13 protein-coding genes are annotated in these 14,178 nt (G+C 57.3%); 12 read left to right on the plus strand and 1 reads right to left on the minus strand.

Annotated features, from left to right (window positions below):
• The 10 genes from JHC09_RS07915 to JHC09_RS07960 all read left to right on the plus strand — a co-directional run bounded on the left by JHC09_RS07915 (position 1) and on the right by JHC09_RS07960 (position 10,399).
• The gene (locus JHC09_RS07915) at positions 1-1,104 is read left to right on the plus strand and encodes an ABC transporter ATP-binding protein (RefSeq protein ID WP_199531491.1); all 1,104 of its coding nucleotides are present in this window, start codon (positions 1-3) and stop codon (positions 1,102-1,104) included.
• Between the two features lies 1 nt (position 1,105).
• Positions 1,106-2,506, plus strand: coding sequence for a CehA/McbA family metallohydrolase (locus JHC09_RS07920; protein ID WP_199531492.1), 1,401 nt, complete (start codon positions 1,106-1,108; stop codon positions 2,504-2,506).
• Positions 2,507-2,521: 15 nt separating this feature from the next.
• Positions 2,522-3,373 carry a sugar phosphate isomerase/epimerase gene (locus JHC09_RS07925; protein WP_199531493.1) on the plus strand — a complete coding sequence of 284 codons (852 nt, stop codon included), beginning with the start codon at positions 2,522-2,524 and terminating at the stop codon, positions 3,371-3,373.
• Positions 3,374-3,469: 96 nt separating this feature from the next.
• Positions 3,470-4,480 carry a substrate-binding domain-containing protein gene (locus tag JHC09_RS07930; protein ID WP_182393825.1) on the plus strand — a complete coding sequence of 337 codons (1,011 nt, stop codon included), beginning with the start codon at positions 3,470-3,472 and terminating at the stop codon, positions 4,478-4,480.
• 374 nt (positions 4,481-4,854) lie between these two features.
• Complete coding sequence (locus JHC09_RS07935) at positions 4,855-6,006, plus strand: extracellular solute-binding protein (RefSeq protein ID WP_182393826.1); 1,152 nt, start codon at positions 4,855-4,857, stop codon at positions 6,004-6,006.
• A 32-nt stretch (positions 6,007-6,038) separates the two neighbouring features.
• The gene (locus JHC09_RS07940; protein ID WP_199531494.1) at positions 6,039-6,887 is read left to right on the plus strand and encodes an ABC transporter permease subunit; all 849 of its coding nucleotides are present in this window, start codon (positions 6,039-6,041) and stop codon (positions 6,885-6,887) included.
• Position 6,888: 1 nt separating this feature from the next.
• A complete protein-coding gene (locus JHC09_RS07945) occupies positions 6,889-7,713 on the plus strand; it encodes an ABC transporter permease subunit (protein ID WP_169193706.1) in 825 nt (274 codons plus the stop codon).
• A gap of 8 nt (positions 7,714-7,721) precedes the next feature.
• A complete protein-coding gene (locus JHC09_RS07950) occupies positions 7,722-8,756 on the plus strand; it encodes an ABC transporter ATP-binding protein (RefSeq protein ID WP_199531495.1) in 1,035 nt (344 codons plus the stop codon).
• On the plus strand, positions 8,757-9,593 hold the full coding sequence (locus tag JHC09_RS07955; RefSeq protein WP_199531496.1) for a glycerophosphodiester phosphodiesterase family protein: 837 nt from the start codon (positions 8,757-8,759) through the stop codon (positions 9,591-9,593). It abuts the gene before it with no gap.
• Positions 9,590-10,399, plus strand: coding sequence for an inositol monophosphatase family protein (locus JHC09_RS07960; protein ID WP_199531497.1), 810 nt, complete (start codon positions 9,590-9,592; stop codon positions 10,397-10,399). The genes JHC09_RS07955 and JHC09_RS07960 overlap by 4 nt, the downstream gene beginning before the upstream one ends.
• Positions 10,400-11,044: 645 nt before the next feature.
• On the opposite strand, the gene JHC09_RS07965 is transcribed toward JHC09_RS07960, so the two are convergent.
• On the minus strand, positions 11,045-12,079 hold the full coding sequence (locus JHC09_RS07965; RefSeq protein WP_199531665.1) for a substrate-binding domain-containing protein: 1,035 nt from the start codon (positions 12,077-12,079) through the stop codon (positions 11,045-11,047).
• A 128-nt stretch (positions 12,080-12,207) separates the two neighbouring features.
• On the opposite strand from JHC09_RS07965, the gene JHC09_RS07970 reads away from it, so the two are divergent.
• Both JHC09_RS07970 and JHC09_RS07975 read left to right on the plus strand, forming a co-directional pair.
• Positions 12,208-13,245: a Gfo/Idh/MocA family oxidoreductase gene (locus JHC09_RS07970; RefSeq protein WP_199531498.1), complete on the plus strand. Its 1,038-nt coding sequence runs from the start codon at positions 12,208-12,210 to the stop codon at positions 13,243-13,245.
• A gap of 5 nt (positions 13,246-13,250) precedes the next feature.
• On the plus strand, positions 13,251-14,144 hold the full coding sequence (locus JHC09_RS07975) for a sugar phosphate isomerase/epimerase (RefSeq protein WP_199531499.1): 894 nt from the start codon (positions 13,251-13,253) through the stop codon (positions 14,142-14,144).
• Positions 14,145-14,178 lie beyond the last annotated feature (34 nt).

A 14,178-nucleotide genomic window follows, 5' to 3' on the forward strand; every position in this document is an offset into this window, starting at 1 on the left:
ATGGCATCTGTACAATTCAAGAACATCTTCAAGAGCTTTGGCAGCTTCAGCGCGGTCGAAGACGTCAGCTTTGACATTGCCGATGGTGAGTTCGTCTGTCTCTTGGGCCCCTCGGGCTGCGGCAAGACCACATCGCTGCGCATGATCGCGGGTCTCGAAACTCCGACCTCCGGCCAGATCTTTATCGACGGCAAAGAGGTGACGCACCTCCACCCGAAAGATCGCAACATCGCCATGGTGTTTCAGGACTATGCGCTCTACCCGCATATGAACCTGGCCGATAACATCGCCTACCCGCTCAAGGTGCGTGGCGAAGCGGTCGAAAAGCGCCATGCCCGCGCCAAGGAAGTGGCCAATGTGCTCAAGATCGGTCATTTGATGAACCGCGTCCCGAGCCAGATTTCGGGCGGCCAGCAGCAGCGTACCTCGCTTGCTCGCGCCCTCGTCTATCCGGCCAAGGTTTATCTCTTTGACGAACCGCTCTCCAACCTCGACGCCAAGCTGCGTCTTGAGGCGCGCGGCTTCCTCAACCACCTGCAACGCGACATGGGCATCACCGCCGTTTACGTGACCCACGATCAAGCAGAAGCCATGGCGCTTGCCTCGCGTATTGCTGTGATGGATGCGGGCAAGATCGTGCAGTTCGCCTCGCCCATCGAAATCTATCGTCGCCCAGCCACCACCTTTGTCGCGAACTTCGTCGGCAACCCGCCGATGAACCTTGTCGAAGTCGAAGGCGCGCAGGTCGATGGTCAATTGCGCCTCAAGGCCAGCGATCTCAAAATCGTCGATCTGCCAATGACCGACGCGATTGCCAGTGCCCTCAGCGCCAGCCCCAAGCTTACCCTCGGCATCCGCCCTGAGCACCTCCACATCGCCAAGGCCGGTGACGAAAACACTGTGACGGCAAAGCTCTTTGCCAATGAGAACATGGGCCCCGAAAGCCTCGTGACCTTGGATCGCGGCGATAGCGCGCGCATCACAGCGCGCATTTTCATCGATGATCATCTGGAGCTGAGTGACACGGTGAGCCTGAGCTTTGGCGTGGAACACACGCATTTGTTCGACAGCAGCGGCAAGCGCATTCCGGCCGTTGGGGAATAAGATGCTGACCATCACGCACCACATCACCCGCGCCGACCAAGAGCGGAACCCCTATTACTACATCCCCTATGAGGTGCCCGCAGCCACCTCACGCATCGACGTCACTTTGGCTTACGCCAAGGCGGAAGATGCCATTATTGATCTGGGCGCTTTCGATCCACGGGACACAGGCTATCCCACCGCCGCAGGGTTTCGCGGCTGGAGCGGTGGCGCGCGTGACACCTATTTCATTGCGACGGACGATGCGACGCCCGGCTATATCCACGGCACCATCCAACCCGGCACTTGGACTGTCGTTCTCGGGCTCTATAAGGTGCCGCTTGCTGGCCTTGATGTGACGATAACGATTACTCTAGACAGTAGTGCCCGCCCGCACGCCCCCCAACCGGCTCGCAGTTTCCCGGTGCGCCAAGGCGCTGGCTGGTATCGTGGCGATCTGCACTGCCACACATTTCATTCCGATGCGCGCGGTGCGCCCGAACTGCTGCATGCTGCGGCCAAGCAGGCGGGGCTCGATTTCCTCGCCATCGCCGACCACAACACCATTACCCAGCGCCGCTATTTCCACCCGCAGTCCTCACCGGACTTGGTGTTCATCCGCGGCATGGAGATCACCACGGCCGTCGGCCATGCCAATGTTTTTGGCGTCGACGAGTGGATCGACTTTCGCATGACCAAGCCAAGCGACGCCCATGTTCTGGCAAAGCTGGTGCATGAAAAAGGCGGCCTGCTGTCCATCAATCACGACAAGCCGACAATCCCTTGGGACTATGATTTCCCGGCAGCCGACTGTCAGGAAGTTTGGCAATCCACCTGGCTGGCATGGAATTGGGTCGCCCTCGAAAAGTACCAGCAGCGCCTCGCCTCCGGGCTAAAACTCTCGGCCATTGGCGGCTCGGATTTCCACCAGCCGGATCGCTTGATGCCGGAAGGCCCGCTGGTTTTGGCGCGCCCAACGACCGTGTTTTACCTGCCGGAACTCTCAGAAAACGCGGTTCTAGCGGCGATGAAGTCCGGATACGGATATATTACAGAAAGTCCGACAGGCCCACATCTCGAACTTCGCGCTGGCGACAGCGTCATGGGCGGCACGTGCGATGCCATCTCGGAGATTGAGGTGACCATTCGCGGTGCCGGGGGCGACACTCTCTCGCTCATCGACGCCAGCGGCGAAATCGCTTCCGTCACCATTGAGAGCGACGAGTGGAACGTCACCCTGCCTGTCTCGCCCAAGATATTTATCCGTGCCGAAATCATCGCCAAAGCGAGCCGCGCCGATCTCATCGAGAGTTTCAAAGCTGCGCTCAATGGCAAGGAATTGCCTTGGCAACTCAAGGGCACCGACCTTGAGAGCCAGCCCATTCGCCGCGCGCTCTCCAACCCCATTTATCTCGCCCGCTAATTCCGGACCCAATCCATGCTTATCGGCAACGCGCCCTGCTCTTGGGGCATCGCCTATCCAACGGGCAATTCATACACTTGGGCGAGCTATCTCGATGAAGTGGCCGCAGCAGGCTATCGCGGCACCGAGCTCGGCCCGTTTGGCTTTCTGCCCAAGGACGCTGATGTCCTGCGCGAAGAATTGGCAAAGCGCGATCTGACACTGATCGGCGCAACCCATGTTCATACGTTTGGCGACGCCAAGTCGGCTCCCCAACTCATGGCGACTTTGCGCGAGCTGGCGCCCCTGCTCAAATCCCTAGGCGCAAAACATCTCGTCATTATGGACGAGAGCAATTTTTATCCAGCGGGTCAGGAAGGCGTGTTGGATGAGGCTGGATGGCAAGAGCTCGTGGGCATGGTGCGCGACGCAATTGCGCTGGTCGAGGGCGAATATGGCCTAAAACTCAGCTTCCATCCGCACATCGGTACTGCGGTCGAAAAAGAAGCCCAGATTGATCGTCTCTTGGACGAGACCAGTATCGACCTCTGTTTTGATACTGGCCACCACGCCTTCTGGGACCAAGATGCCCTCGCCTATATGGAGCGCCGCTTCGACCGTATCGCCTATATGCATCTCAAAAACGTCGACCCCAAAGTGCGCGCCCGTGTGCTGTCTGGCGAGCTCTCGATAGCGGCGTCCTATGGCGCTGGCGTCATGTGCCCGTTGCCGGATGGAGCCGTTGATATTCAGGCGGTGATGCGCCTGCTGCAAACGCGGGGCTTTACCGGCCCCATCGTGGTGGAACAGGACGTCGCCACGGACGCAAAAGAAACACCGCTGCAGCTAGCGACACGCAATCTGATCTTTATGAACGAGATCAAGTGACGACCATGCCACGTAAGGGCCACGCGACGAGATCAGTGGCCCTTGACGGGGCGCTGCGACTTAGACCAAATCCTCCCCCTCGATAGGGTAGATGCGATGTCCGGCAAAAAGCGTAGCTTTGTGAGTGCTCAGATGGTTGCCGACCGCGCCGGGGTCTCGCGATCAGCCGTATCACGCACATTCACCGACGGCGCCAGCGTATCCGAACCAACACGTCGGAAAGTTCTCGAGGCAGCGGCAACGCTCGGCTACCACGTCAACCATCTCGCGCGCGGATTGCGCGAAGACAGCAACATTGTCTGTCTTGTGGTGGCGGATATGACCACACCCATCCGCGCGCTGATGGTCGATGAACTGACCCGAAAACTCCAAGCGGCCGGTAAGATCACCATGGTGATCAACACCGAGACGGACACTGCAAGCCTGACGAAGGCGCTGCACCAGACACTAAACTATCGTGCCGACGCCACGGTGGTGTTGTCGGGCACGCCCCCATCATCCTTGATTGAAACCTGTCTCAGCAACGGCCAGCAGGTCATCTTGATCAATCGCGACGAGCGGCTGTCCGGCTCGAGCAATCTGGGCGTCGATAACGCCTTTGCGGGGCGCGAGGCGCTGTTCCTACTCCGCCGTGCCGGCTGCGAACGGATGGGACTGGTTACCTCGACGGCCCGCACGGCCAGCCTTGTCGAACGCGAACGCTTTTTCATAGCGGCAGCAGAGGACGCCGGACTGGCTGTCACAGCCATTGCCGGCGGACCAACCAGTTACGCCTCTGGGCAAGACGCTGCCCGCCGCATGTTCGGTCGATCCAACGCACCGGACGGCGTATTCTGCGTCACCGACTTGCTGGCGCTTGGGTTCATGGACGCTGCTCGGCGCGAGTTCGGGCTCGATATTCCGCGCGATCTTTGCGTCGTCGGTTTCGACAATATTGAGCAATCGAGCTGGGATTCGTACCAGCTGACCACTTTTGCACAGCCTCTGGACGAGTTGAGCACCAAAGTGGTGGAATTGCTCGGCGCTGCGACCCCAAGCAGCTCTGCACGCACCGTGATCGAGCCTATTCCCGTGTGGCGGAAGTCGGTCCGCCCCGGCAAAATCTAAGCTCTTTAAAAACAATACCTTAGTTCGCGATAACTCTTAAACGCTGAAGACACCAGCGATTGCACAGCTGTGCACTAAAGAACTGTCATATGAGCGTTATGTAGCTCCAATATCCATATCCGCACTTCGTAAGCAAATATGCACTTGTGTGCATTGGCTATTAGGTGTTGTCTGTTCTGTGTGAAGAGTGCGCTCTTGGACAGACCCACCATCGAAGAGTGGGCGTCCTTCCGCAATTCACAAGGGAGGAGGCCCATGAGGCGCGTCGTTGAGAGCCGATCTCAACGACTGACCGACATTGATCGGACGCCGCCTCCGCACTTCGGCAGTTTTTGCGCAATGACTTCGACAGTCATTTGGGATGGGAGATTTGAATGAAACGTCGTGCATTTATGCTTTCGGTCGCGGGTCTGGCGGCCGGCATTTCGATGTTGCCACAGGTCAGCTTGGCTGCTGAGGGGACCATTGATTGGTACACCAGCTCGGACAGCAATATTCTCGACTTCTGGACCAACACGGTTAAGCCCGCATTTGAAGCGGCGCATCCAGAATACAAGCTGAACCTTGTGGACGCCGGTGACGGCGCGGGCATCATCGCCATTGGTGAGCGCGCGGTAGCCGCTAAGGCGACCAATACTGATCCACAGGCAGACTTCTTTGAATCGGCTGACCCGCTGCTACCAGCTGGTGCAATCGAAGCTGGCATTTTCGTAAACATCAAGGAAGCTGGCCTATCGAACTACGACAAGGTCAATCCTGCCGGCATCCAGTCCGACTATTCCTTGCCTTATCGCGGCAGCCAAGTGCTCTTGGCCTATGATACCACCAAGCTTGACCCAGCCAACGCCCCGAAAACTTGGGATGAGCTAGTCACTTGGATCAAGGCAAACCCCGGCCAGTTCGTTTACAACCGTCCTGACAAGGGCGGCTCAGGTGGCAACTTCGTCCGTCGCGCCATTCACCAAGCCAACGGCCTCGACCCATCCAAGTTCACCGTCGATAATTACGACGAGACTTTCGGCAATGAAGCGCTCGGCAATGCGTGGGCTATTCTGTCGGACATCGCACCGTCCCTTTATGACAACGGCGCGTATTCCTCGGGCAACACCCAGTCGATCCAGCTTCTGGCACAGGGCGTTGTGACCATGACCCCGGTTTGGTCGGATCAGATCCTGCAGGCAATCGATCAGGGCGTTCTGCCAGAAACGACCGGCCTCGTGCAGCTACAGGACCTTGCCCTGGTTGGTGGTTTCACGCGCTCCGTCGTACTTGAAACCGGTACCAACCGTGATGCAGCGCTCAAGCTCGCGGACTTCATGCTTTCCGAAGAAATCCAGAGCGCCATTCTGACCGAGCTCGGTGGCTTCCCGGGCGTAAGCTGGGACCATATCTCTCCAGAACTGCGCGAAAAGTTTGCTGACATCATTCCGCAGCAGATCCCAACCTTCCCGGGCGGCGCGTGGGAAGCAGCGATCAATGATGGCTGGTATCGTAACGTCGCTCCAAACGTCGATCGCACCCAGTGACCAACGTCGTGGAAGGGGGAGCACGCCCTCTCATGGAAAAGACCGACAGCAGGAGGCCAACTGGCCTTCTGCTCGTCGCCGTGCCTGTTCTTCTCATGGCTTGGCTGATCATTTGGCCGATCTTTAGCGCTATTGGGCGCACCATCTGGCGCCCAGACGCCAATGGCGAAACCGGCTTTACGCTTTCAAGCTATGTGTTCTTTTTCTCAGATCAGTACAGCATCAACAATTTGATGATCACGCTGTGGACGACGGGCGTTTGTGCCCTGTTCCTGCTGCTCATTTGCTTGCCCATCGCCATATACCTGCGCTTCTCAACCGGCAAAATCCCGGCCTATGTGCAGGCCCTCGCGATTTTCCCGATGTTCGTCCCATCGATCATTCTGGCCTACGCGTTCATCCGCGTTTTGGGGCCGAATGGCATGGTCGACATTCTGCTCAATTCGGTTGGTCTTCCCAAAATCCGCACGCCATATCTGACCCCGTGGGGTCCGGTCATCGGCATGGTTTGGGATAATATTCCGCTCACCGTTCTGATCTTGCTTTCCGGCCTTGGCAGCGTTTCCAACCAGTCCATTGAAGCCGCGCGCGATGTTGGGGCCAAGCGCTTGCAAGTGCTTTGGTACATCATTCTGCCGCGCATTTCGAATTCGGTCTTGGTCGCGATCTCCTTCGCTGTGCTGGGCATTTTCTCAAGCTTCACCCTGCCCTATTTGCTGGGTCCAGCTTCGCCAGAAATGATGGGCCCGTTCATGAACCGCACCTTCCGCGAAGTGAACGACCCGATCAACGCCATCACGCAGGCAGTCATCACCTTCTGCTTCTGTATCGCCTTCGGGATGTTCTACGTGCGCTCCGTCGCGCGCAATCAGGGGAAGTGACATGACCACCATCGCTCCCACGCGCCCTCGCCTTGACTGGACCGGAGTCGTTTTCGCGGCCGTTCTGTCGATTGCGATCATCTTTCCGCTGCTCGTTGTCGGCACTTGGGCTTTCACCGAGGTCTGGCGGTATCCGAACGTCATCCCGCAACAATTTGGTTTCCGCTTCTGGGGCCAAACTTTAGGGCGCCCCGACGTTTGGGCCGCGCTGACGCTGAGCTTGCAACTCTCGACCGTCGTCACCTTGTTGTCTGCCGCAATATGTCTGCCCGCAGCCTATGCTTTTGCGCGGCTCGACTTTCCGGGTCGCTCGATCCTGTTTTTCTCGTTTCTCGCCGGTCATGCCTTCCCAAAATTTGGTCTGCTGATCGCCATTGCAGCGATTTTTCTCCAGCTCAATCTTATTGGCACCTTCTGGGGCGTGGTGCTGATCCAGCTCGTCGGCACTCTGCTGTTCATGATCTGGATTCCCGTGGCGGCATTCCAATCGGTGGATCGGCGCATGGAAGAAGCGGCACGCGACGTCGGCGCAGGCCCATTCCGGGTGTTCTGGTCCGTCACGCTCCCGCAGGCCGGTCCAACCATCGCCGCTGCGGTGCTGTTGAGTTTTGTCGGTACCTTCTACGAAACCGAAGGCGCTTGGCTCATCGGCGCACCAGGCATCCGAACCATGCCGGTTCTGATGATTTCCTTCATTAACAATCAGATGGTCATCCAGTTTGGCGCGGTACTGTCCGTGCTGCTGTGGGTACCCTCGTTTATCGCTCTTATCTTTGCCCGCCGGGTTATCGGCGGCGGCGCCTTCGCGCGCGGCTTCGGGGGCTAGGAAACCATATGTCCGTTCTCAAGATCACTGATGTCACCAAGCTCTTTGGCTCCTCCATTGTGGCGGTCGACAAATTCTCGCTCGATGTTGCCGATGGCGAACTGGTGTGCCTCCTCGGCCCTTCTGGGTCGGGTAAATCAACCCTGTTGCGCATGGTTGGCGGGTTCGAACGCGCCTCCTCAGGCGTCATCTCCATCGACGGCGAAGACATCACCTACCTCGCGCCTGAAAAGCGCCCCACAGGCATGGTGTTCCAGAGCCACGCGCTGTGGACGCATATGAATGTGTTCAACAATCTCGCCTTTGGCCTCAAACTGCGCAAAACCCCTGCCAAAGAGATCAAAGAGCGCGTTGAGGGCATTTTGGAGCTCGTTGGCCTGCCGGGCTACGGCACGCGCGGAGTAGGTCAACTCTCCGGTGGCCAACAGCAGCGCGTGGCGCTGGCGCGTTCGCTCGTCCTCGAGCCAAAAATTCTCCTGCTCGACGAACCATTCGCCAGCCTCGATCAGCATCTGCGCGAACGTCTGCGTGAAGAAGTGCGCGATATTCAGCAACGCCTCAAAATCACAACGCTTTTCGTCACCCACGGCCAAGACGAAGCCCTTGCCATGGCGGATCGCATTGTCGTCATGCGCGATGGCCGGACTGAGCAGATTGATCGGCCAGAAACGGTCTATCGCGAGCCACTGACGCCTTTTGTGGCTGGCTTTATCGGCCAGATGAACCTCGTGGACGGCAGTGTAACCAACGGTCAATTTGAGCGCTCTGGCTTCACAGTTGCTCTGCCCATCCCCGATGGCGCGGCAACCCTAGCTATGCGTCCTGAAGCGCTGGATCTCGAAGTTTCAGAAACTGGCTGCGCCGTCGTCCATCGCGTCACCGATTTTGGCACGCACGGGCTCGTTGACGTCCATTTGAGCGACAACACGCGGATCAAATCCATGGTCAACCATCCAGACCTCTTCAGCAACGGCCAGCGCGTCACCCTCAAGCCCAAAGCCATCGCGGCCTATCGCGACAATGCGCGGGTGTATCGAAGCTAAATGACCTTCCCACTTTACATCGAAACCAACGGCCATCGGACGTGGCTGAAATGGCACCGAGGGCGACGCAAGGCGGATGATCCCGTCTTTGGCGCGAGCCGCATCATCGAAGCCATGCGGATTGGGGCGAGTGTCGAAATCGACCTCGTCATCCACGCCGATCACGGCTGCGCTGTGTTGCACAATTTTGAACTATCGGAAGAAACCACGGGCCGCGGCTTGGTTCGCGAGACGTCCGCTGCCGTTCTGCGCCAGCTCAATCTGCGCGACAACAGCGGCACGGCTCTCCCGGAAAAAGTGCTTCTGCTCGAAGACCTTTGCGCCCTCCTCGACACAGAGCCCGCTCACCCCGAAGCCTTGCTGCAACTTGATTTCAAAGAAGGGCATGCGGCGCTCGACGAGGAAACGGTGCGCAGTGTTGCCGCAACGATCAAAAATCATGCTGGAGCAATGATCCTCTCGGGAGGCGACTTTGCGGCGATCGATTCGCTCGCCAATGCAACTCCGGGCCTCAAGATTGGCTATGACCCTTGTCATGGCGACAGCCTTGAGCAGCTTAAACAAAGCGGCGATTACGATGGCTTCATCCAAGACGCCCTCGCCACTGCACCCGACGCCGAATTGATCTATCTGCATCACGAAATCGTCCTTCAGGCCGACCGCGAAGGCTTCGACATGATCGCTGCTGTCCACGCTGACAACCGGCGCGTCGATGCCTGGACACTTAACAAGGTCGACGCACCATCGCTCGAGAAGGCCCGTCGCCTCATCGCTCTTCGCGTTGACCAAATCACCACCGATGACCCGGAGGGGCTGCATTCAGCCCTCACATCATGACCCTCAACTACGACGCTATTTTGGACCGTATGGTCGACGCTGCCCGCGAAGCCGGCGTGCTTACCCAAGGTCATTTTAAGAATTTTCGCGATATTGAGATCGGTGTGAAGGGGCCAGGCGATTTCGTCTCCGACGCGGACCGCCAGTCCGAAACCCTTATTCGCGAACGACTTTTCGCTATCGACCCGAGTTGGAGTCTTACCGGGGAAGAGTTCGCACCCGTCGATGGCGCCGATCCTGAACACCGTTGGCTCGTCGACCCGATTGACGGCACAACGAACTTCCTCTTCGGCCAACACTACACGATCACCATCTCCTTGCGTCGCGGCAATGAGACGGTATGCGGGCTCGTCTACAATCCCGTCTCCGACGAGATGTTTACGGCAATGAAGGGCGGCGGCGCCTTTCTCAACGGCGCAAAACTCGACGTCAGCAAACATGCCGATGTCGGCATGATGTGCATCGGCACGGGCCTCGCGCAACCGAGCCACAGCCTCTACCCCGGCGCCTATGCGCGACTTGACCATATTCGTAACCAAGTGGGTGCGGTTCGCGTCGTGGGGAGCGCGGCAAACTCCTGTGCCTATGTGGCTTGCGGACGGTTGACCGGCTATTACGAAGAGACCGGATTTGTCGATACCGCAGCGGGCATTCTGCTGGTCCAAGAAGCGGGCGGGATCGTCACCGACTGGTGGGGCCGCGGGGAAGAGCACTACGCGAAAACAGGCGCTCTAATCGTCGCAAACCCCGCAACACATGCCTTCCTGCTCAACGAATTCGCAGCAGTACCACCCAAAAACGCTTAGCCAAGCTGCACCACCAAAACCCAGCGCGCCTCCCATGGCCGCTGGGGGATGGGCGTATGGAGCACGCATTTGAAGTGCTCCGCTTGGGCTCCAAAGCATCAAACCATCGTGCGAGCGAATTCACTCTGGACGAACGGAGCGAACGTTTTCAAATCAGCGATGTCATGAAAATAAATGGCGCGAGAGACGGGGCTCGAACCCGCGACCTCCGGCGTGACAGGCCGAAAATTACCCAATTACAACAATGTAATATTCGACTTTTGTTGGCTCGCAACCTGTATCAACAATGTCACAATTTTCAACCGAACACCCTGCTTGCCACCTAGCCTAGCCTAAGCCTTGCGCAAACGTTTACCCTCTTGACGGTCCGGCCAAGTACCAGCAGCTGCCGCAAAGACCTCTAACAGATGCTCATGATCGTTTATTAAGGCAATCGCCCGGCGGGAGCAGCTAAGCGCTCCACCTTTCAACCCGGCATCGCGGCATCGCGGCATCGATAGTGCCGAGGTCTAATACCTAGTGTCGCCAACCGCCCCCATTTCGGCCATAGACCTAAGGAAAGGGCCCTTCTGAAAGCTGCCAATACAGCTTCGGATATCCGGGCAATGATCCAAAACGTCAACGAGCCGTCAAAGCCTGGGAAAGCTAGGGGCCGACATGTCCCCGATCACTATCCCCTTCAACCAAGTCCACCGGCCATATGGTCCGCTTATTCTCGTTGGGATAGTGGTGCTGATGGCTGGTCATTTGCGTAAGTAGCCCTTTTGCCAAGCCCGAGCCGAGATCACGTAGGTCAAGCGAAAATCCGGTCAGACTTGGGGACATATATGTTGCGTGAGGACTCGTCCGCCCAATAATGGCGACGTCACTCCCCGGCTCAACTCCAGCGTCCAGCAACCCCTTATACGTACCCACTGTCATCATTTCATTCAAAACGATAATGGCTGTAGGTCGAGCGATCAAACTCATTGCCTTCTGCGCTAAATCATAGCCACCGGCTTGGGTCGCTGACCCTATCATCACAAAATTCGTGTCGAACAAAATGCCGGCGGCCTCAAGAGATGCTCGGTAATGGTCAAGTAGAATGTGGTTGAGGTTCAATTCCTCGCTGGTCAAAAACAGGGCAATACGCTTGTGCCCATTGCGCACAAGTCGCTCAACAGAACGGGTCGCCATCGCCTCAAAGTCTAAGTCAATCCACGGGTGCCCAGCGTCGGAGTCGCTTCGTCCGAGCGCTATGAATGGGATATGCCGTTGGGCAAGAAAGTCTATTCGCGCGTCATGTCTACGAATTGAGGAAATAATAAGCCCGTCGACAAACCCTCGCTCCACTATGCGCTTAAGGTAGGCTTCCGGGTGTTCTTCCGACCCACACGGCAGCACAACGAGATCAAGGTTGTGCTGAGACAAAACACTCTGCACCCCATCAAACACAGACATGAAAAACGCGTCACCACCAGCAGAGATGTCTCGGCCGGTTTGCATCATGAACCCGATGGTGTTGGTAGAACCCTTGCGCAGCGCTCTACCGGATTGGTTCGGCGCATAGCCTAGGTTTTGAGCTGCTTCCAGAACCCGTGACCGCGTCTCATCATTGACGTCCGGCTTACCATTTAGTGCACGCGAGACAGTGCCAATAGACAATCCCAAATGGTCAGCAAGTCCTCGGATACCAATCAACAGCATTTACCTCGCAGAACGGCGTTACCACCGCCCTATTGACACGATAACGATTCCGAATATAGCGTCGTAAACGTTTACGGAAAAGGCATTCAAGAATAAATCGCCGACCGTTGGAGGATTTCAATTTGCGCTATCGTGCCATTCTGGCCGGGTGCGGAGCTATGTCGAAGGGCTGGCTCCGGGCCATCGCTGACACGCCTTATCTTTCTGAAAACGTCGAGATTGTAGGTCTCGTCGACCTTAATCTTGCCGCAGCCCAAGAGCGCGCAGAAGAGTTCTCATTGGCTGTTCCAGTGGGAAGCGATCTCGCCGCAATGCTCGATCAGCTCAATCCAGATATCGTCTTTGACGTCGTTATCCCACAGGCTAGGCAAAGCCTTGTCGTCACGGCTCTAAACCACGGCTGCCACGTCTTGAGCGAGAAGCCGATGGCCCAGAGCCTCAGCGATGCTCAAGGTTTGCTGGCGCTGTCGACAGATACCAGACTTGTGCACGCTATCATCCAAAATCGCCGCTTCAATATGGGCATCCGCCGTCTCAAGCGCTTCATTGACGACGGGCATTTGGGCGAAATCACCGCAATCCATGCGGACTTCTTTGTGGGCGCACATTTTGGCGGTTTCCGAGAAGCGATGGACAATGTGCTGCTGCTCGATATGGCCATTCACACATTTGATGCGGCACGTTTTCTCGCCGGCAGCAAACCCACCGCGGTCTATTGCCACGAGACCAACCCGAAGGGATCTTGGTACCGACACGGTGCAGCGGCGAACGCCATATTTGAGTTCGAGAACGATCTCACTTTCACCTATCGCGGGTCATGGTCTGCTGAAGGCGCGAACACCAGTTGGGAAAGCGGCTGGCGCATCATCGGCACCAAGGGCACTGTTCTATGGGACGGATATGAAAAGTTCGAAGCTAATATTGTCAGCGGAACAGACGGCTTCTTCCGCCCCCTAAAACCGGTAGAAGTCCCTGCCCCAGCTTTTGTCGAGCAGACCAACGGCCATGCCAGTGTCTTAAGCGACTTTGTCGGCGCTCTTCGCGCAGACACGCGTCCCGAAACCGATAATCACGACAACATAAACAGCCTGGCCATGGTTCTGAGCGCGATCGAAAGCGCTCGTACTCAGTCTCGCGTTCGCATCGATCCCGGAGCTTAAGACCCTTGAGCAATCCCATCAAATCCATTCGCGTCGGCACCATGGTAAAGGCCAGCGAAGGCAAGGCAGCGGAACGCATTGCCGAAATAGCCGACCTCGGCTTTGAAAGCTTCGAGCCTTTCTTTTGGCAGACGACAAATGGCCAGGACTTGGCCGAATTGGGCAAGCGCTGCAAAGATGCCATAGGCGCTCGCGACATCACCATGTCTACAATCGGCATGTTTGGTAACCCCTTGGGCGACCACCCCATGGACGCTGAGACCCTGAATGGCTGGAAAGACTGCATCGATAACGCACACCATTTCGGCGCGACGTGCGTTGCGGGCTTTACTGGCCGCGTGCGTGGGAGACCTCTTGTCGAGAGCCTTGCTCCCTATAAAGCGCTTTGGTCTGAACTGGCCAAGCGCGCTGCCGATAAGGGCGTGAAGATCGCCTTCGAGAACTGCGCCATGGATGGCAATTGGCAAACCGGGGATTGGAACATCGCCCACAATCCAGACGCTTGGGAATTGATGTTCAATGAGACGCCTGATGACAATATCGGTCTCGAATGGGAGCCCTGTCATCAGATGGTCTATCTGATCGACCCGACGCCGCAGGTGCGGAAATGGGCGCACAAGATTTTCCACGTACATGGCAAGGACGCCAGCATCCGTTGGGATGTCATTCGCGAACATGGTGTGTTCGGAAAAGAGCCCTTTGTTTTCATGCGCAGTCCCGGTTTCGGCGACAGCAACTGGACCAACATTATTTCCGAGCTGCGTTTGGCAGGCTGGTGTGGCGCGATAGACATCGAAGGATGGCACGATCCTGTGTATCGCGACGCTCTCGAGATGTCCGGGCAAGTCCATAGTCTCAACTATCTCAAGCATTGCCGAGGCAGCGAGTTCGTCGCCTGACTTTGTCTTGAGGTCTAAGCACAGGCACGAGGAG

The sequence above is a fragment of the Devosia sp. MC532 genome (assembly GCF_016461625.1).
Taxonomy (GTDB): Bacteria; Pseudomonadota; Alphaproteobacteria; order Rhizobiales; family Devosiaceae; genus Devosia.